Raw genomic sequence first — 21,815 nt, forward strand, 5'->3', positions numbered from 1 at the left:
TATGGATTCTAAACATTCCTTAAAAACAAATAGAAAGGCTCAATATGAATTTAGTATTGGCCTTCGCTTTACACATTGGTTAAGAGCAGTTGCGATCGTGATTTTAGTAGGGACTGGATATTATATTTCTTATGTATTTCAATCTCCATCTATCTCATCTGAACCAACTTTATTTATGCAGGCAAAATACCGCATGGTACACCAAATTTTTGGATTTATCTTAATAGCTTGTGTGATTTTTAAAACATATTTGTTCTTTTTTGATAAAAAAAGCGACGGTGAGAGAAAAAGCATAAAAGATATTTTTAATGTAAAATTATGGATAGAGCAGATTAAATTTTACATTTTCCTAGGAAAGCACCCACATTTACAAGGTGTATATAATCCTTTGCAATTTGTTACTTATTTTTTCTTTTATCTTGTTATGTTTGGACTTATTTTAACAGGTTTAATTCTTTATGTACATGTGTTTCATGAGGGTTTGGGCGGATTTTTATATAACATCTTAAGACCTATTGAAGTAATGTTAGGTGGATTGGCCGATGTTAGAACCTACCATAGAATTTTAATGTGGATTGTTTTAATTTTTGTTCCAGTGCATATTTATATGGCTGTGTTTAACTCAGTTAAAGGTAAAGATGGTGCCCTAGATGCTATTTTTAGTGGTTATAAATTTGTAAGAGAAAATCATTGAAATTATTGATCTTAGGTATTGGTAATATTATGTTTGCAGATGAGGGCTTAGGCGTTCATCTTTGCAAGCTTTTAGAAAAAAATTATAAGTTTTATCATAAAAAAGACTCGGTAAGCTTTGTAGATGGTGGAACTTTGGCTTTGCAACTTAGCTATATTATAGCTGAATATGATGAAATGGTTGTGATTGATTGTATTGCAGCAGATGATGCAAATATAGGCGATATTTTCTTTTTTCCCTATGAGGCAATGCCAAAAAAAGTTAATTGGAGTGGTAGTGCGCATGAAGTTGAAATGCTTCAAACTTTACAATACATGGAGCTTATGGGAGATTTGCCTAAAACTCAAATTTTAGCCTGTGTACCAAAACGCATAGAACCATTGAGTTTTGAACTTTCAAAAGAAGTTTTAAATGCTTTAGAAAAAATGGAGAAAATCTTACTTGATTTTTTAGAGAAAAAAGGCTTTGCTTATGAGAGAGTTGCTAATTATAATATACAAGAGCTTGCTCTAAATTCTTATAAAAGCTAAGCAAAAAGCTTAGCTTAATTTTTAATCATCAAATTTTTGTCCCAAGAAATTTCCATTTACATCAGTATAAATTTCCATCATATTATTTAGTTTAAATTTATAACCTTGAATTTCTTTTTCAACTTTAATTATACTTGCATTTGGATGCATTTTTTTAATCGTTGCTAAAACATTTGGACTTAAAAAAGAAGTATCAATCGGTCTGTATTTTGCATCAATTTCTTTCCAATCACCATTTGTGAAAAACTCCAGTTCAGTTCCATTATCCAAATAAACATCAAAGCTATCAATATCTTGTTTAACCAAAGCAATGTTTGAGCCTGTAAAGTGCTTTTGTATAAAATTTTTAGAATTTGCTGGTAAAGCATTTACACCGACAACCATATCTTTTGCAAAAACACAACTTGCTAGAGCTAATGTTGTTAAAGCTATTTTTAATTTCATTTTTTATCCTTTGAATTGAATTATTTGTGAAATCATATAAATATTGAGTGAATTTTGTGTGAACTATGTTTTTTTAAAATAAATAGCAAGTATTTAATTGTATAATGACAAAAAAGTTTTAAAAGGATAAATAATGTATAGGTTTGCACCATCGCCTACTGGAGATATGCATATTGGAAATTTAAGAGCAGCTTTGTTTAATTATATTAAAGCAAGACAAGAAAATACAGATTTTATTTTGCGTATCGAAGATACGGATAATGCTAGAAATATTACTGGAAAAGAAGAAGAAATAAAAGCTATTTTAAAGGAATTTGGCATAAGTTGGCAGCATTATTATATACAAAGTGAGAATTTGAAATTTCATCGTCAAATGGCTTTAAAGCTAGTAAGTGAAAAAAAAGCTTTTGCTTGTTTTTGTACTGAGGATGAGTTGGCTCATAAAAAAGAATTAGCTAAAAGTAAAAATAAGGCTTATAGATATGATGGGACTTGTGAAAAATTAGCAGATATTGATGTGTTAAATTGTGAGAAACCTTTTGTAATTCGTCTTAAAAAACCTCAATCTCAAATGAAATTTACTGATTATATTAAAGGTGAGATTAGTTTTAATCCTGATGATATTGATAGTTTTGTGATTATGAGAGCAGATAAAACCCCAACTTATAATTTTGCTTGTGCGGTTGATGATATGTTAGAAGGTGTTACTTGTATCATAAGGGGTGAAGATCATGTTTCAAATACTCCTAAGCAAGAGCATACTAGAGCGAGTTTAGGATATAAAAAAAGCATGACTTATGCACATTTACCTATCATTTTAAATGAAGAGGGTGTTAAGATGAGCAAAAGAGAGGCTCATTCTAGTGTAAAATGGATGCTTGATAATGGATATTTAGCAAGTGCAATTGCAAATTATTTAATCCTTTTGGGCAATAAAACTCCAAAAGAGATTTTTACTTTAGAAGAAGCTATAGAATGGTTTGATTTGAAAAAAGTTTCAAAATCTCCTGCTAGATTTGATACTAAGCGCTTGATGCAAATTAACCGTGAGCATATAAAAATGCTTGATAATGATAAGTTAAATTCTTTATTAAACTTAGATAAAGATGTGGCAGATTTGGCTAAATTTTACACTCAAGAAGCTAGTACGCTAAATGAGATAAAAGAAAAAATTCAAACAATCTTTACTAAGAAAAATTATGAAGAGTTTGATGATGAATGCAAGTTGATTAAAGAAGTTTTAAAAGATTTGGATTTACCTCAAGAATATGATGAGTTCAAAAAGATTTTAATGCAAAAAACAAATTTAAAAGGTAAAAATTTCTTTATGCCTTTGCGTTTAGTATTAACAGGGGTTACTCACGGACCCGAAATGAGTGAAATTTATACTTTAATCAAACCTTTTATTAAAGAAATTATAAAGGAGTAAAATGGGAGTTGGAACAAGTTTGATTGTATCTTTGGTGCAAATTTTTTCTTTAGTGATTGAAATTTATGTATGGATTATAATCATTGCAGCGTTGATTTCTTGGGTAAGGCCTGATCCGTATAATCCTATAGTGCAAATTTTATATCGTTTAACTAACCCTGCCTATGCTTTTGTAAGAAGATTTATTCCTACTACTATAGGAAGTATTGATTTAGCGCCTTTGATTATTATTTTAGGATTAAAATTTATCCAAATATTTTTATCAAATTTAATTTTAGGAAGTTTATAAGTGTTGAAAAAAAGTGTAGTATTGCTTTTAGCTGGAGTAGTTTTTGCAAATAGTGCGATGTATTCTTATAAAGAATTAGAGCAAAGACCAAATTCTTTAGCTAAGGATTATTATTTATATCGTTTATTAGAAAAAAATGAATTTAAAAAAGAAGAAGTCGAAGGTTTAAAAGAACATATTTATCGTTATGCAGGGCGTATTAAAAATGCTATTGAAACGATCATTCCACCTTTGGGATATAATAAAGAATATGAAGCTTGTTATAAATTTAATACGCAAAATATCTTAGATGCTAATGCTACTTGTCAGCTTATAAGATTAAACAGTTTAACTTTTATACAAGATCTTAATGCTTCAACGCGTAATGAGATGAAAAAAGTTATCCCACAAGATAATTCAAATTTAGTAAAGCTTTTAGAAGCTTTTAACGCTAAAGATCCTCTAAGTTATGCAGTTTTAAATTATGATAGTGCAAATTTTTATAAAATTTATGGCTTTTTAAAAGATAAAAAAGATTTTTTCTTAGAAAAAGATTTTGCCGATGAGCTAGCAAAAGAAAAAGAATTTACAAATTTTGTAAAAGAAATTATCATTAAGAAAAAAAGCCCATTGATAAGGAAATCTTTAGTTAATGTAGATGCAAATTTAACTTTTCAAGATAATGCTTTTTATCTAGGTGTGAATGCTATTTTAGAAAATGATGATAAAAAAGCACTGGAATTTTTCCAAGTAGCAAAAGATACTTTTAAAAGCAAGCCTTTAGTGGATAATGCAAATTTTTGGGTTTATTTAATTACTCAAGATAAAAAGTATCTTGATGAACTTGCTCAAAGTGACTCTTTAAATATTTATAGTCTTTATGCAAGAGAATTAAAAGATTTACCTTTGCCTAAAATAGAAGAGTTAAATCCAAAAAAACAAAAAAATAATTTCGATATGAAAGATCCTTTTGCTTGGCAAAAACTTGCAAGAGAAATTGCAAAAGGTACTCCTAATGAGCTAGAAAATCTTGCAAAAGATTTTTATACTAAAGAAAATATTGCTATTTATGCTTATATTAAAGAAAGAGCTGAAGGTTTTAAAAAACATTATTTCATTATGCCTTATTTTGAGTATTTAAAAGATTATTCTATACAAAGAAAGGCTATGATTTTAGCTCTAGCAAGACAAGAAAGCCGTTTTATCCCAACAGCAATTTCAACCTCTTATGCTTTGGGTATAATGCAATTTATCCCATTTTTAGCTAATCATATAGGCAATAAAGAGCTTCAAATTCCAAATTTTGACCAAGATATGCTTTTTGATCCAAAAACAGCTTATACTTTTGCAAATCATCATTTAGATTATCTAGAATCTAAACTTTCTTCTCCAGTATTTGTGGCTTATGCTTATAATGGAGGTATAGGATTTGCCACTAGAATGCTCAAAAGAGAAGATATGTTTAGAGCAGGAAAATACGAACCATTTTTATCTATGGAACTAGTTCCTTATGCGGAAAGTAGGGTGTATGCTAAAAAGGTTTTAGCTAATTATATTGTGTATTTGCATCTTCTGAACGATAATACACCGATTTCGAAATTTTTTGAAACTTTAACTCAAAGCACTGATTTTCAAAACACAAATCAAGTTTTAAAATAGGTTTTTGTACCAACTCATCAAGAGTGATTTTGTAATAACTTGCATAATCACTTTTGATAATGTATTTAAATAATTCATCATTTTGATCTAAGGCTTTTAAGTTGGTTTTTTCTCCATTTATGAGTATTGAAATTTGTTCTTGTTTGATATTGATATTTGGTAAAAAACTAAGCACAAAAACTTCTTGTTGACTTTTTTCATCTAATACAGGATTTAGATAGCTTAATAAAGCAACTACTCTATTATCTTTATAATTAAAATTGATTTTTTGTGCATACATAAGAGTTTGACTTTTTAGATCGATTTCACTTTGTTTTTGAGTTTTATTGGAGCATGCGCTAAAAATTAATGCCAAAAAAATAATTGTAAAAATTTTTTTCATATTTTTTCCTAATTTTTTTCATAATTATAAGCTTTTAACTTTTAAAAAGATATAATTGTGCTTATTTTAATTTGTAGGTAAGATAATTGAAAAGATTAGCGATGGCTTTTAGTGGGCCTTCAAATTCAGGAAAAACGACCTTAATTACCCAAATTGCAAAGCATTTTATGGAGCAAAATTACAAAGTTTGCATTATAAAGCATGATCCAAAAGATAAAGCAAGTTTTGATATAGCAAAAAAAGATAGCTTTAAATTTTTTCAAAGTGGTGCTGATGTGATGGTTTTAAGTCCTACAAGGACAACTTTATTTACCCATTATCCAAGTACTTTAGATGATGCTATTGCAAAATTAGGTGATTTTGATTTTTTATTTATAGAGGGCTTAAAAACTTTAGATATGCCAAGAATTAGCGTGTTTTGCAAAGAAATTGATGAGAGTTATTTTGCCTATTCTAATGCTATTGCAAGTTACAAAAAAGTTGAAAATGAAAATTTAACTTGGCTTTATTTAGATGATTTAGAAGGTATTTGTGATTTTATATTAAAAAATTCAAAGAAAGTGTAGGGTAGAAGCATGCAAGAATTAATTAAAGATATACAAAAAGCAGTGATTGAAATTTCACAAGAGCTAAGATATTTAAAGGATTTTGATTATACAAGTTCTCAAAATGCAACTGGGGATAATCAATTAAAACTTGATGTAAAAAGTGATGAGATTATCACTAGAATTTTAGGGCAAAATAAAAATATTAAAAGTTTAATTAGCGAAGAAAAACAAGAGCAATTATTAATTAATGAAAATGAAAAATACATTGTAGCTTATGATCCATTAGATGGTTCTTCTTTGGTGGATGTAAATTTTGCTATAGGTTCTATTTTTGCTATATATGAAAATGAAGCAAAGGCTAAGAATTTAAAAGCAGCAATTTATGCCATATATGGAGTAAGATTAGAGCTTGTTGTGTGTTTTGAAAAACCTATGCTTTATAGACTAAATGAAAATGATGAATTTGTTTTTGTGAAAGAATTAAAACTTAATGAAAAAGGTAAATTAAATGCATGTGGTGGGACACAAAAAAACTGGTCAAGCACTCATGGAGCTTTTATAAAAGCTTTATTTGATGAGGGATATCGTTTAAGATATTCTGGTGCTATGGTGAGTGATTTGCATCAAATTTTACTCAAAGGTGGCGGTTTGTTTTCTTATCCTGCAACCTCTGATGCGCCAAATGGAAAATTAAGAGCTTATTTTGAGGTATTTCCTTTTGCTTTTATTTTTGAAAAGGCAAATGGACTTTCTACAAATGGAGAAAATGATTCTTTACTTGATTTAGAATTTGAAAAAATTCATGCAAGCACACCTTGCTTTTTAGGATCAAAATACGAAATTGAAAAATTAAAACAAGCCTACAAAGGTCTTTAATGAGTGAAAGCAAAGATACATTTGAATTAGCTTTAGAGCATAAAAAAAATGAACTTCAAGCTTGTCAAAATAATAAAAATTTAAAATCTTGTTTGCCTTGCTCTATGGTTTTTGAGTGCAATTTAAGAAAAGAATACGTTGATGCAGTTTATAAGAGTATGTCTAAGGGCAAAGAAGGTGGATTTGATTTTTAATTAAAGGTTAAAAAATGCGTTATATTACTACTCCAATATATTATGTAAATGATGTGGCTCATATAGGTCATGCTTATACAACTATTATAGCTGATACTTTGGCTAGATTTTATCGCTTACAAGGAGAAAAAACTTTTTTTCTAACAGGCACAGATGAGCATGGCCAAAAGATAGAACAAGCTGCTAGTGCTAAAAATTTTACTCCCAAAGAATATGCTGATGAAATTAGTGCTAAATTTAAAAAACTTTGGGATGAGTTTGAAATTTCTTATGATTATTTCATTAGAACTACTGATGAAAGTCACAAATTAAGCGTGCAAAAAGCCTTTAAAAAAATGTTTGATAAAGGTGATATTTATAAAGGCACATACGAGGGGTTTTATTGTGTTTCTTGTGAGAGTTATTTTACTCAAACTCAACTTGTAAACGAGTGTCATTGCCCAGATTGTGGTAAAAAAACACAGCTTTTAAAAGAAGAAAGTTATTTTTTCAAGCTTTCCAAATATCAAGATCAAATTTTAAAATGGTATAAAGAAAAAGAGCCTATTTTACCTAAAAATAAAGCAAATGAGCTTATAAATTTTGTAGAAAGTGGTTTGAAAGATCTTTCTATAACAAGAACGAGTTTTGAGTGGGGTGTAAAACTTCCAAAAGAATTAAATGATGATAAACATGTAGTTTATGTTTGGCTTGATGCTTTGATGAATTATGTAAGTGCGCTAGGATGGGGCAATGATGAAGCAAATATGGATTTTTGGCCTGCGCACATTCACTTTGTGGGCAAAGACATCTTGCGTTTTCATGCAGTGTATTGGCCAGCATTTTTGATGAGTTTGGATTTACCTTTGCCAAAATTTATCGCTGCTCATGGTTGGTGGACAAAAGATGGTGAGAAAATGAGCAAATCAAAAGGCAATGCCGTAGCACCTAAAGAAGTGGCAGATGTTTTTGGTTTGGAAGCTTTTAGATATTTTTTATTAAGAGAAGTTCCTTTTGGAAATGATGGAGATTTTTCTCAAAAAGCATTAATTGCTAGAATTAATGCAGAATTAAGCAATGAACTTGGAAATTTATTAAATAGAATTATCGGTATGAGTGCTAAGTATTCTCAAAATATTATTGATTGTAAAGATGTGAATTTATATTTTAATCAAGAATTAAATGAGTGCAAAGAATATTTAGATAATGCAATCAATGCTTTAGAAAATATCCAGCCAAATCGCTATTTAGAAGAGCTTTTTAAAGCTTTATCTTTGGCAAATTTAAGCATCAGTAAGTATGAACCTTGGAATTTGATAAAAAATGATCAAATGCAAAAAGCAAATGCTTTAGTGGCTTTATGTGCTAATATTTTAGCCAAAGTAGCGATTTTGCTTTCAGCTGCTATGCCAAACACAGCTTTAAAAATTGCCAAAGCATTAAATTTTGAAATTTCAAATGAAAATTATCAAAAATTAATTTTAAATAATCAATTATGTGATTTAAAATCAAGTCCGTGTGAAGCTTTATTTCCAAAAATAGAATTAACTCAAGAGCCAAAAAAAGAAGAAAAAATACCTGAAGATAAACCAAATTTAGCTCAAATTAAAATTGATGATTTTAAAAAAATTGAAATAAAAGTAGCACTAGTAAAAGATTGTCAGAATATAGAAGGCAGTGAAAAGCTTTTGAAATTCCAGCTTGAACTTGAAAATGGAGAGACAAGACAAGTGCTTTCAGGTATTGCTAAATTTTACAAAGCTAGTGAATTAATAGGTAAACAAGTTTGTGTAATAACTAATTTAAAAAAAGCTAAAATCTTTGGCTATGAAAGTCAAGGTATGATTTTAAGTGCAGAAAAAAATGGTAAATTAGTTTTAATTAGCCCTCAAAGTTTTATTGAAAATGGAGCCTTAATAGGCTAGATGAATATTTCTAATTTTATTGAGCTTATTAATGCCCAAGTTTTAAACTATGGTGCAACTTCTAGTGTTTATGATTTTAGCATTGATTTAAATAAAATTAAACAAGCGAGTGTTTTTTTTACTAAGAATAATGAACAAGCTAGTTTTGCTATAAAACTTGGTGCTTATGTCATAGTAAGTGAAGTGAAATTAAATCTTGAAGATAAAGATGTATTTTATCTTCAAGTTGATGATCTTGAAGAGGCTATTTTTAGGCTTTTTAGATTTTTATGCGAAGAAAAATCTTATGAATTTATATATTGCAATCATATAGAATTAAAATTTGCAAAAGCCTTTAATTTTAAAGCCTTAAACTCAAATATTTTATTAGATTTTGATCTTTTAAAAAATTCTAAAGAAAAAACTTTCTTTTGCTCTAATGATGAAAAATTTATTTTAAAATTAAAATCAAATTTTCATACCTTAAAAGCTTGTAAATATGAAATTTTAGGCTCAAAATCTTTATTTCAAACGAGTTTGCTTTGTAAAAATTTGTATTTTAAAGATTTAAAATTTGCATTTTTTTATGCAGATATTTTTGCTAGTTTTATTGAATTTGTAGAAAGTCAAAAATTAGCCTTTAGTTTTAATGATAAAAAATTAGAACTTTTTAAAGCCTATTTTTTAAACTCAAAAAATGAAATTTGTGCTTTTGGAGGTAGCTCTAGGGTAATTTTACTCGTGGAAAATGATGAGGATTTTGACTTTATAGCACAAAAACTTCAAGACACCAAGGGTTTTAAAACCGCATTAAAAAATTCTTTATTTTGTGATTTTTCTTATGCAAATTTAAAAGAATTAAAAAATTTTCTTGATTTTAGATATTGCTTGATAAAAGAAAATGTAGAAGACTTTTTAGAATGCTTTTTTGTCTGTGAAAAAAATATTAATTTATTTGATTAAAAAAACATATACTTTAAAAAGCTATATTTCTAATTTTATTTCATTAATTTAAAGGAAAAAATATGAAAAAAATTTTATTTTTAAGTTTATTTGCTGCAGCTGCATTGAATGCTGAAATTTTAGTTTATGGCCCAGGCGGTCCAGCTCCTGTTTTAAAAGAACTTGCTAAACAATTTGAAGCAAAAAGCGGAGAAAAAGTTATTGTTAATGCAGGGCCAACACCTAAATGGATCAAACAAGCCAAAATGGATGCTGATATTATTTACTCTGGTAATACATCTATGATGGATGGATTTGTTAAAGCTATGTCAAAACAAATCAAAATACAAGATGTTCAGGTTTTAAATGCTAGAGGCTCAGGTATGATAGTAAGAGCTAATAACCCTAAAAAAATTAAAAAATTTGAAGACCTTTTAAAAGATGGTGTTAATGTTATGGTGGTTGATGGAGCAGGACAGGTTGGCTTGTATGAAGATATGGCTTTAAAAACAGGAAAAATCGAAAACCTAGAAAAACTTAGAAAAAACATCAAAGTGTATGCTAAGAATTCAAAAGCTGCAGTTGATGAGTGGAAAAATAATCCAAATATCGATGCTTTAATCATTTGGACACATTGGATTAAAGCAGTTGGCGAGAAAGAAAATAAATTTATTAAAGCAGATAAAAATTCAATTATTTATAGAGCTGCTGAAATAGTACCAACACAAAAAGGTTTAAAAAATCCAAAAGTAGCTGAATTTATAGAATTTACACAAAGTAAAGAGGCACAAAAAGTATGGGAAAAAGAAGGTTGGTTAGCTAAATAAATTAAGTTAAAGCATTTTACTTTATTGTAAAATGCTTTTTAAATTATTTTTCATTAATTTCTGCTTCTATATTTATTTGTACTTCATCGCTAAGTGTCAAACTAGAGGTATCTGGAGCAAATTTAAAATCACTTCTTTTAATTTGTCCTTGTAAAGTAAACCCTGCTTTTTCTTTACCACTATCTGTTTTAATAACCCCACCAATTTCAGCATCTAAAACAATATCTTTGCTTACACCAGCAATATTTAAAGAACCATACATTTTACCTTTTTCATTAGAAATTTTTTCATATTTGCTCATAGTAAAAGTGATGCTTGGGTGGGTTTTTGCTTTGAAAAAATCATCTTGTTGTAAATGAGCATCTCTTGCTTTATTTTCAGTATTTATAGAAGCAACTTTTACATTTGCTTGAAGTTTATTAAATTCAAATTTAGCACTATCAAAATCAATTACTGCATCATAGTCTTTAAAATTTCCATTTACATTACTAATTTGCAAATGCTTGATTTTAAAAGCCACATTTGAATGAGCTTTATCTAGAATAAATTCTTTACTTAAAGCATTGCTTGCTAAAATTGAAACAGCTAAAAATGAACCAAGTAATATTTTTTTCATTAATTCTCCTTTTTTAATATATAAAATCTATTATACAAACAAATATAAAATGAAAGTAAATTTTTAAATGTATTCTATAAAATCTTTCACATTGGCTTCTTTAAAGCCTTTTAGTCTTAATAAACAACTATCACATTTGCCACAAGCTTTATCTTCTCTTTCATAGCAAGACCAAGTGCATTCTAAGGCTACCTTTTCTTTTAAGGCTAATTCAACTATTTGTCCTTTGCTTAGATGAACTAATGGGGTTTTAATTGCAACATTACAAGTTTTTGTTGTGCCTTCATTGATAAATTCACTTGCTTTTTGTATGAAATTTGCACTACAATCAGGATAACCACTACTATCTTCTTGCACCACTCCTATGAAAATACTTTCGCATTTTTCTTTTTCAGCTATAGCTCCTGCAATGGATAAAAAAATGCCATTTCTAAAAGGAACATAAGTATTTGGAACTTCTTTTTCGTGTAGCTTTTCTTTGGGAATTTCTAAATTTAAATCCGTTAAGGAATTGCCACCAATATTTGCTATAAATGAAACATCTAAAATATATTTTGTTTTTATATTAAGTTTTTCACAAATTTTATTAAAACATTCTCTTTCTTTAAGCATGGTGCGTTGATTATAATCAAAATGTAAAGCAATGATTTCATATCCTTCTTTTTTGGCTAAATATGCACATAAAGTACTATCCATACCACCACTTATAATACAAAGAGCTTTTTTCATACTTTTCCTTAATTTTGATATAATTTGAAATTATAAAATCAAAAGGATAATAATGATTTTTTGTGAAGAAGAAATGGATATTTCTTTTCTTGAAAAAATTGCTCAAAAAATGAGTGATCAAAATATAGAACTTGTTTTAGTAGATGAAAAAATCATGCATGAAATTAATCTTAATCAAAGAGGAGTAGATAAAACTACAGATGTTTTGTCTTTTCCTTTAGTGCAAAATTGTGAAAATTTGCTTGGCAGTATAGTGATAAATTTAGACGAAGTAAGTAAAAAAGCAATGGAGTATAAACACAGCAATGAAGAAGAGATGGCATTGCTTTTTATACATGCTATGCTTCATTTGCAAGGTTATGATCATGAGGTAGATCAAGGACAAATGAGACAAAAAGAACAAGAATGGATTGAGTATTTTAAACTACCAAAAAGTTTAATTATAAGAACACAAGAAGGGGATTGAATGATTAAAAAAATAATATTAAATTTAGGTTTATGTGCAAGTTTATATGCATATAATGAAAATACATTTACATTAAATATTTTAGAAGGAAAGGAATTTGATATTCATTTATATAGTTCCATTAAAAGTAACACTAGTTATGGTTTTGTCCAAACAAAACAAAAACAATACAGTTTTTGGGGTAGTGCTAAGAATGATGAGTATTATATAGATATAGCAGATTTTGGAACTTGTGTTTTAAAAGATATGCATAAAAATAAATTTGATGCTTTATGCAAAATAGATGAAGTAAAAAAAGAATTTAGCTTTTTAGCCAGCAAAACAAATATGATGATTTATCAATTATCACTTAAAGAGCAAAAACAACTAGATGCTAATAAAACTATAGAATTTGACTTTAGTGAAGATATTTTAAAATTGACAAGTAAAAATGAAAAATTAAATAAAATTATTGATGATTTTAATGAGAATTTAGATAAAAATTCATTAAAACAAAAAGCAAAAGAAAGCTTTGAAAAATGGAGTAAAGAAAACATTTCTAATAATGAGTTTTTTTCTCAAGCTTATATGTTTTACCAAGATGAGCATATTATCTCTTTAGGAAAAAATATTTATGAGTATAAAGGTGGTGCTCATGGCATGACTAATTTTTTAAGAAAAACTTATAGTATTGATGATATGAAACTTATAAATATAAAAAATGAGTTAAAAATAGAAAGTGAAGATTTTCAGAATATGATTAAGCAAAAGATTTTAAGTTTATACAGTGAAAATGAATTATTTGAGATTAAAGAGCTTAAAATGAGTGAAATTTTTGAAGTAAGAAAAGATGGATTAAATTTTATATGGGAACCTTACGAGATAGCTCCATATTCAACAGGAGCAATTGAAGTTTTTGTAAGTTTTGACGAATTAAAAGCTTTTTGGAAAAATAATTCAAAATTAGCTTATTTGAGCAAAATCAAATAAGCATTTAATCGTCAAATTTTTGTCTTAAAATCGTTCCATTATCGTCTATATAAAGTTTCATTTGATTATTAAGTTTGATTTTATAATAAGAAATTTTTCTTTCTATTTCTATGATTGCTGTATTAGGGTAGATATTTTTAATGGTATTTTGTATTGCTAGGGGTAAAATCGCATAATTTAGCGATCTAAAATTTTCAGCTTCTTTAAATTCTCCATTAAGCGAAAACTCAATCTCACTTCCATCACTTAAATAAATCTCATAAGAATAACCATCTTGTTCTACTAGGCCTATCTCTGCATTAAAATAATCTTTAATAAATTGTTTGATATTTACCGGCAAAGAATCAGGTGCTATAACTATACCTGCATTAAGGGTATTTAGAGCGATAAAAAAAGCTAAAGCTAGTTTTTTCATTTTTAACCTTATTTTATTTTTTGACGATATTGTATCTTATTAGTGTGAATTTTATGTGTAAGCTAGAATTTAAATAGCTTTTTGTTATAATTATTAAAAATACAAAGTAGGGCAATGATAGCTTCTTTTTTAATCGCTTTAAATATTGTGATATTTGTCTTTGTGAATTATCTTTATTTTGGTTCCTTAAATTTAGATGCTATTTTAGGTTTAAATTTATTTTTCTTTCAAGGATTTTACTGGCAAATTCTAAGCTCAATGTTTATGCATGGAAATTGGCCTCATTTGATTTTAAATATGATAGTGCTTTTTCAATTTGGATCTATGCTGGAAAAATACTTAAAAAGTTTTAAATTTGCTTTGCTTTATTTAATCGGTGGAATTCTTTGTTCTTTGCTTAGTGCTTTTTATGTATATTTAAGTTTTGATGGTAGTTTTGTAAATGTAGTGGGTGCAAGTGGTGCTATATGTGTTTTAATGGGATATTATGCATATTTAGATAAAACCGCCACTAAAGGGCTTATCGTGGCTATATTGTTAATGAGTTTTGTGCCTATTTTTATGGGTGTTAATATAGCTTGGTATGCACATATTTTTGGCTTTATATGTGGATATGCTTTGGGTAAATTTAAGGTTATAAGATGAAATATATCTATTTTATCCGTCATGCTAAAGCTCAAAAAGAAAACTACGATCAAGATTTGCAACGAGAGCTTAGTTCTAGTGGAAAAGATGATTTAAAAACTATGATTTATAGGATTAAAGATTTAGAATTTAAAGCTCAAAGCATTATCTCAAGTCCTGCTAGGCGGTGTATAAAAACAGCACAAAAACTTTGCAAAAGCTTTTCTTTAAAAGAAAAAGATATCAAGATAGAAAAAAGCTTTTATGATGGTAATTTAGAGGATGTATTAAATTTTATAAAAGAATTAAAAGAGAGTAGGGTAGTGCTAATTATGCATAATCCTTTATTGCAAGAACTTTGTGAATATTTAGCTCATATAGATTTAGAAAACTTTCCAACTTCTGCTATTTTATGTATGCAATTTGACATAAAAGAATTTAAAGATATAAAAGAACACAGCGGGGAAATTGTGTTTTTTGATTATCCTAAAAGTCAAGAAAATAACTAATCTACATTTTTAAACTTCAAATTTATTTAAGCAAAAATATAAACTAAAATTTAGTTGAAATAAAAAATATACATCTTTAGTCTTTCATAGCTACATAAAATAACTTATAATATTTTTCAAAAAATTATACTTATTTTTTTATGGATAAGTTATTTTCACTCAAAAATTAAAATGCTTTAAAATACTATATTATAGGTATTTTTAAATATATTTTACTTATGAAAGTGCAGATAAATATAATAGTTTGAAAATTATAGTTTTCAATACAAAATATATACAATTTCAAGATTTTACTATTTATCATATAATTTTACATATATATTAAGTTTAAATTAAAATATTTTTATAGACTAAAAAAGCTAAAATGATGAGTAAAAAGGAAAATACATATAAAAGTTTAACTTGTAAGGAATTTTTGGTTTTATTTGGATTTTTGGATTAATCTTGAAAGTTGTTTTGCTAAAAGTTTAGCACTATTTTCATCTTTACTAAGTTTTTTCATATTTTCTCTAAACTCATAAAGTCTTTTTTCTTGTGCAAAGTCATTATTTGAAGTATTATTTTGTTTTGAGTTATTGCTTTGGTTTGCTTGCTTTTGTGCGGTTTTTTTCTTGAAAAACATATTATTTTACCCTATTTTGTTTTTTATAATTATAGCTTGATATTTTTTAAGTAAGATTTTTTTATAATTTTTACATTAAATTTAAAAGGAAAAAGTTTGAAAACCATAGGTTTAATAGGTGGAATGAGTTATGAAAGCACACTTAGTTATTATGAAATTATCAATAAATTAACAAATAAAAAATTAGGAAAATTACATAGTGCTAAGATAGTTTTAACTAGCGTTGATTTTGAAGAAATAGAAGAATGCCAACGAAAGAATGATTGGCAAAAAGCAAGTGAAATTTTGACCCAACATGCCCTACTTTTGCAAAAGTGCGGAGTTGATTTTATATTAATTTGTACCAATACTATGCATAAATGTTATGAAAATATACAAAAAAACATTCAAATTCCTATCTTACATCTAGCCAAAGCTATGCTTTTAGAACTTCAAGAGCAAAATATCGATAAAGTATTGTTATTAGGGACAAAATACACTATGCAAGAAGATTTTTATAAACAACTTTTAATTAACTCAAAGATTGAAGTTTTTATTCCCAAAAATGATGATATTTTAAAGCTTAATGATATTATTTTTAATGAGCTTTGCAAAGGTATTATAAATGAAAAATCAAAAAGATACTTGTGTGATTTAATTGCTCAATTTCCACAAGTTCAAGGAGTGATTTTGGGTTGTACTGAACTTGGTTTGATTATAAAAGAGAGCTCTAAAAAGCTATTTGATAGTGCATATATTCATGCAAAAATGGCTACTTTGAAAGCTTTGGAGAATGAGTGATGAAATATCCTCTAGATTGTGAAGAAAATTTTGAAAAATCATTCTTGTTTTGGCTTTGTAGGTATGTTAAATTTAAGCTTAATTCTTTATCAAATAAGGAATTAAAAGATCCTCAAGCTTTAGCTGTAGTAAATTTAGCTTTAAGTAAGGGTGTAAAAAATATACAAGAGCTTGATGCTTATGTAAAAAAGGCTAGAAATGCTGGACTTAGTGGGGTTAATACTTATTTTAATCCTTTAAAAAAACTCTATGAATATTTACTTTTTTACAAACTTTATTCATTAAAGCAAATAGATGAAGAGCTTTTGGTGGAAATTTTAGCAAGCATTAGCGCTTCATTATCTGATGCTAGTAAGAAAAATTACCGCATAGCTGTGATTAATTTTTTTGCATTTTTAGATAAACAAAATGAAGAAGAACAAAAAGCACATATTTTTGATATCAACCTTAAAAACTGGGCGGGTATAAGTAGTTCCAAGGGAGTTAAGCTACCTGAGTATATGAGCGAAGACGAAGTGAGTAAATTTTTAGATGCTATTGATAATACAGATTTTAAAAGCAACACTATTCGCAATCGCTTGATTATTAAAATCATCATTTTTACAGGAATGCGTGTAAGTGAAGCTATTAATATAAAATTAAAAGATATAAGCGAAGAAAATGATCTTTATATTATACGCATTAGAGCCAAAGGTAATAAATACCGCGTTGTGATGATAAAAAAAGAGCTTATAGAGCATCTTTTAAAAGATGTTAGGGTAAATTATCTCTCTTATGATGGGCTTTTATTTGTCAATCGCAATGGCAAAGCTTTGACTCAAGCTTATGTTTCGCGTATAGTAGAGCAAATTTTATTTAAAGCAGGAATTCGCAAACAAAAAAATGGAGCTCATATGCTAAGACATACTTTTGCCACCCTACTTTATAAAAAGCAAAAAGATTTGGTTTTAGTTCAAGAAGCATTGGGTCATGCAAGTTTAAATACTTCAAGAATTTATACACATTTTGATAATGAAAAATTAAAACTAGCAGCAGAAGTAGCTAAAAAACTTCACGATAAAACTTAAAAAATATATAATTTTTTGTTGTAAAATAATGTTATTTTATAAAATTAAGGGAAATTAATGACTTATTTAGAGATTGATGGTGTTGAAAAATTAAGCGGAGGAGTGATAATAAGTGGTGCAAAAAATGCTGCACTTCCTTTGATAGCTTCAAGTATTTTAGCTAAAAATGAAGCTCAAATTTCAAATTTGCCTAATGTTGCAGATATTTGCACCCTACTTTCTTTGCTTAAAAATTTAGGGGCAAGTTATACTTTTGAGAATAATTTTGCAAAAATAAACACTAAAGATTTAAATAAAACCATAGCAAAATACGACATTGTTCGCAAAATGCGCGCTTCTATACTTACATTAGGGCCTTTACTAGCTAGATTTGGAAATTGTGAAGTATCTTTGCCAGGGGGTTGTGCTATAGGCCAACGTCCTATTGATTTACACCTTTTAGCTTTAGAAAAAATGGGGGCAAATATTGAAATAAAACAAGGTTATGTGGTAGCTAGTGGAAAACTCAAAGGTGCTGATGTGATGTTTGATAAAATTACTGTTACAGGCAGTGAAAATATCATCATGGCAGCAGCCTTAGCTCATGGTAAAACAAGACTTTTAAATGTCGCTAAAGAGCCTGAAGTGGTGCAACTTTGCGAGGTTTTAGCTGAGGCTGGGCTTGATATAAAAGGTGTGGGAAGTGATGAGCTTGAAATTTATGGTACAAGCGGAGAGCTTTTAGAATTTAAACCTTTTAAAATCATTCCTGATCGCATTGAAGCAGGAACTTACTTGTGCGCAGGAGCTATTACAAATTCAAAAATTACCTTAAAAAATGTCAATGCAAACCATCTTGGAGCGGTTTTGGCAAAATTAGAGCAAATGGGTTTTAGCTTTGATATAAGTGAAGATAGTATTAGTATAAACCCTGCTAAAGAAATCAAACCAGTTGAAATTTTAACTAGTGAGTATCCAGGTTTTCCAACAGATATGCAAGCGCAATTTATGGCTTTGGCTTTAAGAGCAAATGGAGTTAGCATTATAGATGAGAGATTGTTTGAAAATCGCTTCATGCATGTAAGTGAGCTTTTAAGAATGGGTGCTGATATAAGATTAAATGGGCATATTGCTACTATAAATGGCACAAAAGAGCTTTTTGGAGCTGATGTTATGGCTACTGATTTGCGTGCATCTTCAGCTTTGATTTTAGCAGCTTTAGCAGCTAAGGGAACGAGTAAAATTCATAGAATTTATCATCTCGATAGAGGATATGAAAATTTGGAAGAAAAATTTAAAAATTTAGGTGCGAGCATAAGAAGGCTTGAAGAATGAGAGATATTTTTGAAACTTTAGATTTTTTAAAAGAACAAATTAAACCATGTGCTAAATTTGAAAAAATAAATTTAACCAAGGCCTTGGGAAGAATTTTATATGAAGATATTTTTGTTTTAAAAAACTTACCCTCTTTTGATAATTCAGCCTTAGATGGCTATGCGCTAAATTATGCAGATAAAAATGAGTTATTAGATATAAAAGGGAGTATTTTAGCAGGCGATAAACATGAATATAGCATAGAAAAAAATGAATGTTATAAAATCATGACAGGAGCTAAAATTCCACAAAATGCAAATACCATCTTAATGTTTGAAGATGCTTTGCTTGAAAATGGAAAATTAAACGCAAAAAATGCTAAAGAAAATAATGCCATCCGCTTTAAAGGAGAAGAAGCTAAATTTGGCGAGCTTTTATTTAAAAAAGGACAAAAAATCACCCAAGCTATGATAGCTATGCTTGCTGCACAAGGAATTTATGAGTTAAATGTGCTAAAAAAATCTCGTGTTGGAATTTTTTCAAGCGGAGATGAGTTAGTTGAGCCTTGGGAAAAAGCAGATGAGTATAGTATATATAATGCTAATGCTTTTGGAATTTATGCTATTTTGCAAGATTTTGCAGATGTTGAGTATTTAGGTCTTATAAAAGATGATTTAAATGCGTATAAGAAAATTTTAAACACTAGTGATTTTGATGTGTTAATTAGCAGTGGTGGTGCTAGTATGGGCGAGGCTGATTTTATAAGGCAAGCCTTACTTGAGAGTGGTTTTAGCCCTATTTTTGAAAAAATTAATGCAAAGCTTTGTAAGCATGTAAAAGTTTTTAATAAAAACAACACGCTTTTTCTAGCCTTACCAGGAAATCCCCTAGCCTCTTTAATCTCAACGCATATTTTTGCTAAGAATATTTTAAATTTATTTTATGGATTAGATTTATTGGAATTTTTAGAAGTAAAATTAGCATGTGATTTAAATTTTAAAGGCGGTAGAAATGATTTTGTGTTTGGAAAGATATCACAAGAATCTTTTATACCAAATAAAGCTAAATTTGGATCAGGTATGATTAAACCTTTGTATGAAAATACGCATATTTTAATCACAAAAATTGATGATATAAAATTAGTAAAAGATCAAGAAGTTAAAGTTTTAAAAATTTAATAGGGTATTGCACTACCCTATTTTGAATGATTAACTTCTTGCTTTATCTAAAGTTTTAAAAAGATTATTTAAGATATTTTCTTCATTTTTTTGGTATTTGCTTTGGCGTAATTTCTCCCAAGCATATACACTATAATCTTTAGAAATCGAACCTATATTTAAATCTGTATTGCTAAAAGCATTGCTGCTATCTTTTTTATATTCTTTTTCTTCTTTGTCTTTGAGTGCATTAAGTGCAGCTTGAAATTCATCTGAAGATGTGTTTTTTTCTTTGATTTTTGTCATATTGTTTAGGGCTAGTGGACTATTTTTATCATTTACTTGCATGAGAACTCCTTTTTTAAAATTTAATAACTACAAGCAAAAAACATTCCTTAATTTTAAAAACTTGACAATAAAATAAAGTTTTGATAAAATCACAATCTACTTTCAAAGGTGCGGGAATAGCTCAGGGGTAGAGCACAACCTTGCCAAGGTTGGGGTCGCGAGTTCGAATCTCGTTTCCCGCTCCACTTTTTACGCCCTAGTTTGATTTAAAATATTATTTAATTTATCCATTACAGAATTTACATAAGAATTTATACTTTCATTGCTGGGAGAGTAGCCACTAGCTTTAGCTTGATTAAACTGATTATCAAACCAAGCTCCGCCATAACCTATGCTTGAATTTTGCCAAGCAATATTATTTTCTTTGGCATAAATTTTAGAATCAAGCCAGCCATCTTGAGCGTGTGCTTTTAAAATTTGTGCAAAATCGACTTTACCTGTCATAATATCATTTAAAGAGGCTAAAGAACCATCAAAACTTTCTTTTGCCATAGCGTCTTTAAATGCTTGAATTTGAGGATTGACTTTGGTGCTTCCACCTTCTAAAACCTCTCCACCACTAGACTTTAAAAAACTCATAAATAAAGCTTCTTTAGTATAACTCCCATCTTCATTTTTTGGATAAACAGACATATCAGGATTAAAAGTATCTTTTGCTATATCGCTATCTAAATTTTGAGTTTCCATACTTTCAGGTGAAAAATCTAATTTTTTCAATCCTGTATTGATAGAATTTTGCATTCCTATGTTATCTATAGCATTGTATTGCTCTTGTGTATCATAAAAATTTGTTATAGTTTGTTTGTCTAGATTTTCTAAAGAAGCAAAATTGTTATTTGTATTATAAACGCTATAACCTTTTGGTAAAGAATTTAAATCTTCTATGCTAAAACTAGTCTTATTAGAATTTTCAAAACTATGATTTATGATTTGATCAAATTTAGAATAATATTGTCTTATGGTATCAGCTATATCTATATTTGTGTAATAACTACCAGTTACACCCAATGAATTTTTACTTGATGTACTAAAATAATTTTCCTCATTATATCTATATATTTCATCTAAAGTAGATTTATGTATCTTAAAATCTTCAGGTAATCCTGCAGCTTTATTAAAATCACTTCCCATATACCCTTTAGCATCTACACTATAACCATAAGCCATAGAAACAGGGTTATTAGTTTGTTTATATTTTAAAGTATAAATAGAATTTTTAAAATCACTTGATATATGATAATTAGGGGAGTCATTTTTTATATTATTTTTATTTGACATTGCTTCATTAAGTGCTAATGTTTGAGTATTATTACTTTGAATTTCAACTAATTTACTAGCATTTTGCTTAATAAAAGTATTTGCAAAATTTGTTTTTGAACTTGTTTTATTTTCTTTATTTGCTTTTGTTTGTGAAATGATAGAACCATAAGATGAACTATCATTTATACTAAATATACTCATTAGGCATTCCTTAGATTTTAGATTTTGCCTTCAATCTTCAATCTTGCATTTTTACAAGCAAATTTTATTCCATTTATTTTAGC

Annotated in this window: 27 protein-coding genes and 1 tRNA gene; 20 read left to right on the top strand and 8 right to left on the bottom strand. The window is 28.1% G+C overall.

The window, feature by feature from the left end; translation table 11 throughout:
• The first annotated feature begins 1 nt into the window (after position 1).
• Both cybH and CLLT_RS03895 read left to right on the top strand, forming a co-directional pair.
• Positions 2–694 carry a Ni/Fe-hydrogenase, b-type cytochrome subunit gene (gene cybH / locus CLLT_RS03890; RefSeq protein ID WP_012661426.1) on the top strand — a complete coding sequence of 231 codons (693 nt, stop codon included), beginning with the start codon at positions 2–4 and terminating at the stop codon, positions 692–694.
• Positions 691–1,224, top strand: a complete 534-nt coding sequence (locus CLLT_RS03895) for a HyaD/HybD family hydrogenase maturation endopeptidase (RefSeq protein WP_070257018.1) — start codon at positions 691–693, stop codon at positions 1,222–1,224. The genes cybH and CLLT_RS03895 overlap by 4 nt, the downstream gene beginning before the upstream one ends.
• A gap of 21 nt (positions 1,225–1,245) precedes the next feature.
• Here the strand turns inward: CLLT_RS03895 and CLLT_RS03900 are convergent, their stop codons facing one another.
• A complete protein-coding gene (locus CLLT_RS03900; protein WP_012661428.1) occupies positions 1,246–1,668 on the bottom strand; it encodes a PepSY-like domain-containing protein in 423 nt (140 codons plus the stop codon).
• Positions 1,669–1,801: 133 nt separating this feature from the next.
• On the opposite strand from CLLT_RS03900, the gene gltX reads away from it, so the two are divergent.
• The 3 genes from gltX to CLLT_RS03915 are packed head-to-tail and all read left to right on the top strand — an operon-like array spanning position 1,802 to position 5,024.
• Positions 1,802–3,097, top strand: a complete 1,296-nt coding sequence (gltX, locus tag CLLT_RS03905) for a glutamate--tRNA ligase (protein ID WP_074692008.1) — start codon at positions 1,802–1,804, stop codon at positions 3,095–3,097.
• Between the two features lies 1 nt (position 3,098).
• Entirely contained in the window at positions 3,099–3,386 is a 288-nt protein-coding gene (locus CLLT_RS03910; RefSeq protein WP_012661430.1) for a YggT family protein, read from the top strand.
• Positions 3,387–5,024 (top strand): lytic transglycosylase domain-containing protein, encoded by a 1,638-nt coding sequence (locus CLLT_RS03915; RefSeq protein WP_070257014.1) that lies wholly within the window; start codon positions 3,387–3,389, stop codon positions 5,022–5,024.
• Here CLLT_RS03915 and CLLT_RS03920 read toward each other — a convergent pair.
• A complete protein-coding gene (locus CLLT_RS03920; protein ID WP_012661432.1) occupies positions 4,912–5,406 on the bottom strand; it encodes a hypothetical protein in 495 nt (164 codons plus the stop codon). The two genes, CLLT_RS03915 and CLLT_RS03920, sit on opposite strands and share 113 nt — an antisense overlap.
• An 86-nt stretch (positions 5,407–5,492) precedes the next feature.
• On the opposite strand from CLLT_RS03920, the gene mobB reads away from it, so the two are divergent.
• The 6 genes from mobB (at position 5,493) to CLLT_RS03950 (ending at position 10,676) form a co-directional block, all read left to right on the top strand.
• Positions 5,493–5,972 carry a molybdopterin-guanine dinucleotide biosynthesis protein B gene (gene mobB / locus CLLT_RS03925; protein WP_012661433.1) on the top strand — a complete coding sequence of 160 codons (480 nt, stop codon included), beginning with the start codon at positions 5,493–5,495 and terminating at the stop codon, positions 5,970–5,972.
• A 9-nt stretch (positions 5,973–5,981) separates the two neighbouring features.
• Complete coding sequence (locus tag CLLT_RS03930; RefSeq protein ID WP_070257012.1) at positions 5,982–6,830, top strand: class 1 fructose-bisphosphatase; 849 nt, start codon at positions 5,982–5,984, stop codon at positions 6,828–6,830.
• A complete protein-coding gene (locus tag CLLT_RS03935) occupies positions 6,830–7,024 on the top strand; it encodes a hypothetical protein (RefSeq protein WP_074692012.1) in 195 nt (64 codons plus the stop codon). Before CLLT_RS03930 ends, CLLT_RS03935 begins: the two co-directional genes overlap by 1 nt.
• A 14-nt stretch (positions 7,025–7,038) precedes the next feature.
• On the top strand, positions 7,039–8,928 hold the full coding sequence (metG, locus tag CLLT_RS03940; protein ID WP_074692015.1) for a methionine--tRNA ligase: 1,890 nt from the start codon (positions 7,039–7,041) through the stop codon (positions 8,926–8,928).
• The gene (locus tag CLLT_RS03945) at positions 8,929–9,870 is read left to right on the top strand and encodes a hypothetical protein (RefSeq protein WP_074692018.1); all 942 of its coding nucleotides are present in this window, start codon (positions 8,929–8,931) and stop codon (positions 9,868–9,870) included.
• A 62-nt stretch (positions 9,871–9,932) separates the two neighbouring features.
• Positions 9,933–10,676 (top strand): substrate-binding domain-containing protein, encoded by a 744-nt coding sequence (locus CLLT_RS03950; protein WP_012661438.1) that lies wholly within the window; start codon positions 9,933–9,935, stop codon positions 10,674–10,676.
• A 43-nt stretch (positions 10,677–10,719) separates the two neighbouring features.
• On the opposite strand, the gene CLLT_RS03955 is transcribed toward CLLT_RS03950, so the two are convergent.
• Both CLLT_RS03955 and queC read right to left on the bottom strand, forming a co-directional pair.
• Positions 10,720–11,292: a YceI family protein gene (locus CLLT_RS03955; protein ID WP_070257006.1), complete on the bottom strand. Its 573-nt coding sequence runs from the start codon at positions 11,290–11,292 to the stop codon at positions 10,720–10,722.
• 63 nt (positions 11,293–11,355) lie between these two features.
• Positions 11,356–12,021 carry a 7-cyano-7-deazaguanine synthase QueC gene (gene queC, locus CLLT_RS03960; RefSeq protein ID WP_012661440.1) on the bottom strand — a complete coding sequence of 222 codons (666 nt, stop codon included), beginning with the start codon at positions 12,019–12,021 and terminating at the stop codon, positions 11,356–11,358.
• Between the two features lie 52 nt (positions 12,022–12,073).
• Here queC and ybeY point away from each other — a divergent pair, with 52 nt between their 5' ends.
• Complete coding sequence (gene ybeY, locus CLLT_RS03965) at positions 12,074–12,487, top strand: rRNA maturation RNase YbeY (protein ID WP_012661441.1); 414 nt, start codon at positions 12,074–12,076, stop codon at positions 12,485–12,487.
• Complete coding sequence (locus tag CLLT_RS03970; RefSeq protein ID WP_012661442.1) at positions 12,488–13,456, top strand: DUF3298 and DUF4163 domain-containing protein; 969 nt, start codon at positions 12,488–12,490, stop codon at positions 13,454–13,456.
• A 4-nt stretch (positions 13,457–13,460) separates the two neighbouring features.
• Here CLLT_RS03970 and CLLT_RS03975 read toward each other — a convergent pair whose 3' ends face one another.
• Positions 13,461–13,871 (bottom strand): PepSY-like domain-containing protein, encoded by a 411-nt coding sequence (locus tag CLLT_RS03975; protein WP_074692021.1) that lies wholly within the window; start codon positions 13,869–13,871, stop codon positions 13,461–13,463.
• A 114-nt stretch (positions 13,872–13,985) separates the two neighbouring features.
• On the opposite strand from CLLT_RS03975, the gene CLLT_RS03980 reads away from it, so the two are divergent.
• Complete coding sequence (locus tag CLLT_RS03980) at positions 13,986–14,516, top strand: rhomboid family intramembrane serine protease (RefSeq protein ID WP_012661444.1); 531 nt, start codon at positions 13,986–13,988, stop codon at positions 14,514–14,516.
• Positions 14,513–15,004 carry a SixA phosphatase family protein gene (locus CLLT_RS03985; RefSeq protein WP_012661445.1) on the top strand — a complete coding sequence of 164 codons (492 nt, stop codon included), beginning with the start codon at positions 14,513–14,515 and terminating at the stop codon, positions 15,002–15,004. Before CLLT_RS03980 ends, CLLT_RS03985 begins: the two co-directional genes overlap by 4 nt.
• A gap of 421 nt (positions 15,005–15,425) precedes the next feature.
• On the opposite strand, the gene CLLT_RS03990 is transcribed toward CLLT_RS03985, so the two are convergent.
• Positions 15,426–15,626: a hypothetical protein gene (locus tag CLLT_RS03990; RefSeq protein WP_074692024.1), complete on the bottom strand. Its 201-nt coding sequence runs from the start codon at positions 15,624–15,626 to the stop codon at positions 15,426–15,428.
• Positions 15,627–15,722: 96 nt separating this feature from the next.
• Between CLLT_RS03990 and CLLT_RS03995 the strand changes: the two genes are divergently transcribed.
• The 4 genes from CLLT_RS03995 to CLLT_RS04010 are packed head-to-tail and all read left to right on the top strand — an operon-like array spanning position 15,723 to position 19,944.
• A complete protein-coding gene (locus CLLT_RS03995; protein WP_074692027.1) occupies positions 15,723–16,406 on the top strand; it encodes an aspartate/glutamate racemase family protein in 684 nt (227 codons plus the stop codon).
• The gene (locus tag CLLT_RS04000; RefSeq protein WP_074692029.1) at positions 16,406–17,473 is read left to right on the top strand and encodes a tyrosine-type recombinase/integrase; all 1,068 of its coding nucleotides are present in this window, start codon (positions 16,406–16,408) and stop codon (positions 17,471–17,473) included. The genes CLLT_RS03995 and CLLT_RS04000 overlap by 1 nt, the downstream gene beginning before the upstream one ends.
• Before the next feature lie 57 nt (positions 17,474–17,530).
• Complete coding sequence (gene murA / locus CLLT_RS04005; protein WP_074692032.1) at positions 17,531–18,787, top strand: UDP-N-acetylglucosamine 1-carboxyvinyltransferase; 1,257 nt, start codon at positions 17,531–17,533, stop codon at positions 18,785–18,787.
• Positions 18,784–19,944, top strand: a complete 1,161-nt coding sequence (locus tag CLLT_RS04010; RefSeq protein WP_074692035.1) for a molybdopterin molybdotransferase MoeA — start codon at positions 18,784–18,786, stop codon at positions 19,942–19,944. Before murA ends, CLLT_RS04010 begins: the two co-directional genes overlap by 4 nt.
• A 30-nt stretch (positions 19,945–19,974) precedes the next feature.
• Here the strand turns inward: CLLT_RS04010 and CLLT_RS04015 are convergent, their stop codons facing one another.
• Positions 19,975–20,271: a hypothetical protein gene (locus tag CLLT_RS04015; RefSeq protein ID WP_012661450.1), complete on the bottom strand. Its 297-nt coding sequence runs from the start codon at positions 20,269–20,271 to the stop codon at positions 19,975–19,977.
• Between the two features lie 110 nt (positions 20,272–20,381).
• On the opposite strand from CLLT_RS04015, the gene CLLT_RS04020 reads away from it, so the two are divergent.
• Positions 20,382–20,456: transfer RNA gene (locus CLLT_RS04020), tRNA-Gly, on the top strand.
• Positions 20,457–20,460: 4 nt separating this feature from the next.
• Here the strand turns inward: CLLT_RS04020 and CLLT_RS04025 are convergent.
• Positions 20,461–21,732, bottom strand: a complete 1,272-nt coding sequence (locus tag CLLT_RS04025; protein WP_074692038.1) for a Cj0814 family flagellar-dependent secreted protein — start codon at positions 21,730–21,732, stop codon at positions 20,461–20,463.
• Positions 21,733–21,815: the final 83 nt, after the last annotated feature.

It is taken from the genome of Campylobacter lari subsp. lari (assembly GCF_013372185.1).
GTDB lineage: Bacteria > Campylobacterota > Campylobacteria > Campylobacterales > Campylobacteraceae > Campylobacter_D > Campylobacter_D lari.

What these genes read in the sequence shown, in the direction of transcription:
- cybH (WP_012661426.1), top strand. Translation starts at nt 2, where the DNA reads ATGGATTCTAAACATTCCTTAAAAACAAATAGAAAGGCTCAATATGAA.
- CLLT_RS03900 (WP_012661428.1), bottom strand. Translation starts at nt 1,668, where the DNA reads ATGAAATTAAAAATAGCTTTAACAACATTAGCTCTAGCAAGTTGTGTT.
- gltX (WP_074692008.1), top strand. Translation starts at nt 1,802, where the DNA reads ATGTATAGGTTTGCACCATCGCCTACTGGAGATATGCATATTGGAAAT.
- CLLT_RS03910 (WP_012661430.1), top strand. Translation starts at nt 3,099, where the DNA reads ATGGGAGTTGGAACAAGTTTGATTGTATCTTTGGTGCAAATTTTTTCT.
- CLLT_RS03920 (WP_012661432.1), bottom strand. Translation starts at nt 5,406, where the DNA reads ATGAAAAAAATTTTTACAATTATTTTTTTGGCATTAATTTTTAGCGCA.
- CLLT_RS03930 (WP_070257012.1), top strand. Translation starts at nt 5,982, where the DNA reads ATGCAAGAATTAATTAAAGATATACAAAAAGCAGTGATTGAAATTTCA.
- CLLT_RS03935 (WP_074692012.1), top strand. Translation starts at nt 6,830, where the DNA reads ATGAGTGAAAGCAAAGATACATTTGAATTAGCTTTAGAGCATAAAAAA.
- metG (WP_074692015.1), top strand. Translation starts at nt 7,039, where the DNA reads ATGCGTTATATTACTACTCCAATATATTATGTAAATGATGTGGCTCAT.
- CLLT_RS03945 (WP_074692018.1), top strand. Translation starts at nt 8,929, where the DNA reads ATGAATATTTCTAATTTTATTGAGCTTATTAATGCCCAAGTTTTAAAC.
- CLLT_RS03950 (WP_012661438.1), top strand. Translation starts at nt 9,933, where the DNA reads ATGAAAAAAATTTTATTTTTAAGTTTATTTGCTGCAGCTGCATTGAAT.
- CLLT_RS03955 (WP_070257006.1), bottom strand. Translation starts at nt 11,292, where the DNA reads ATGAAAAAAATATTACTTGGTTCATTTTTAGCTGTTTCAATTTTAGCA.
- queC (WP_012661440.1), bottom strand. Translation starts at nt 12,021, where the DNA reads ATGAAAAAAGCTCTTTGTATTATAAGTGGTGGTATGGATAGTACTTTA.
- ybeY (WP_012661441.1), top strand. Translation starts at nt 12,074, where the DNA reads ATGATTTTTTGTGAAGAAGAAATGGATATTTCTTTTCTTGAAAAAATT.
- CLLT_RS03970 (WP_012661442.1), top strand. Translation starts at nt 12,488, where the DNA reads ATGATTAAAAAAATAATATTAAATTTAGGTTTATGTGCAAGTTTATAT.
- CLLT_RS03975 (WP_074692021.1), bottom strand. Translation starts at nt 13,871, where the DNA reads ATGAAAAAACTAGCTTTAGCTTTTTTTATCGCTCTAAATACCCTTAAT.
- CLLT_RS03980 (WP_012661444.1), top strand. Translation starts at nt 13,986, where the DNA reads ATGATAGCTTCTTTTTTAATCGCTTTAAATATTGTGATATTTGTCTTT.
- CLLT_RS03985 (WP_012661445.1), top strand. Translation starts at nt 14,513, where the DNA reads ATGAAATATATCTATTTTATCCGTCATGCTAAAGCTCAAAAAGAAAAC.
- CLLT_RS03990 (WP_074692024.1), bottom strand. Translation starts at nt 15,626, where the DNA reads ATGTTTTTCAAGAAAAAAACCGCACAAAAGCAAGCAAACCAAAGCAAT.
- CLLT_RS04000 (WP_074692029.1), top strand. Translation starts at nt 16,406, where the DNA reads ATGAAATATCCTCTAGATTGTGAAGAAAATTTTGAAAAATCATTCTTG.
- murA (WP_074692032.1), top strand. Translation starts at nt 17,531, where the DNA reads ATGACTTATTTAGAGATTGATGGTGTTGAAAAATTAAGCGGAGGAGTG.
- CLLT_RS04010 (WP_074692035.1), top strand. Translation starts at nt 18,784, where the DNA reads ATGAGAGATATTTTTGAAACTTTAGATTTTTTAAAAGAACAAATTAAA.
- CLLT_RS04015 (WP_012661450.1), bottom strand. Translation starts at nt 20,271, where the DNA reads ATGCAAGTAAATGATAAAAATAGTCCACTAGCCCTAAACAATATGACA.
- CLLT_RS04025 (WP_074692038.1), bottom strand. Translation starts at nt 21,732, where the DNA reads ATGAGTATATTTAGTATAAATGATAGTTCATCTTATGGTTCTATCATT.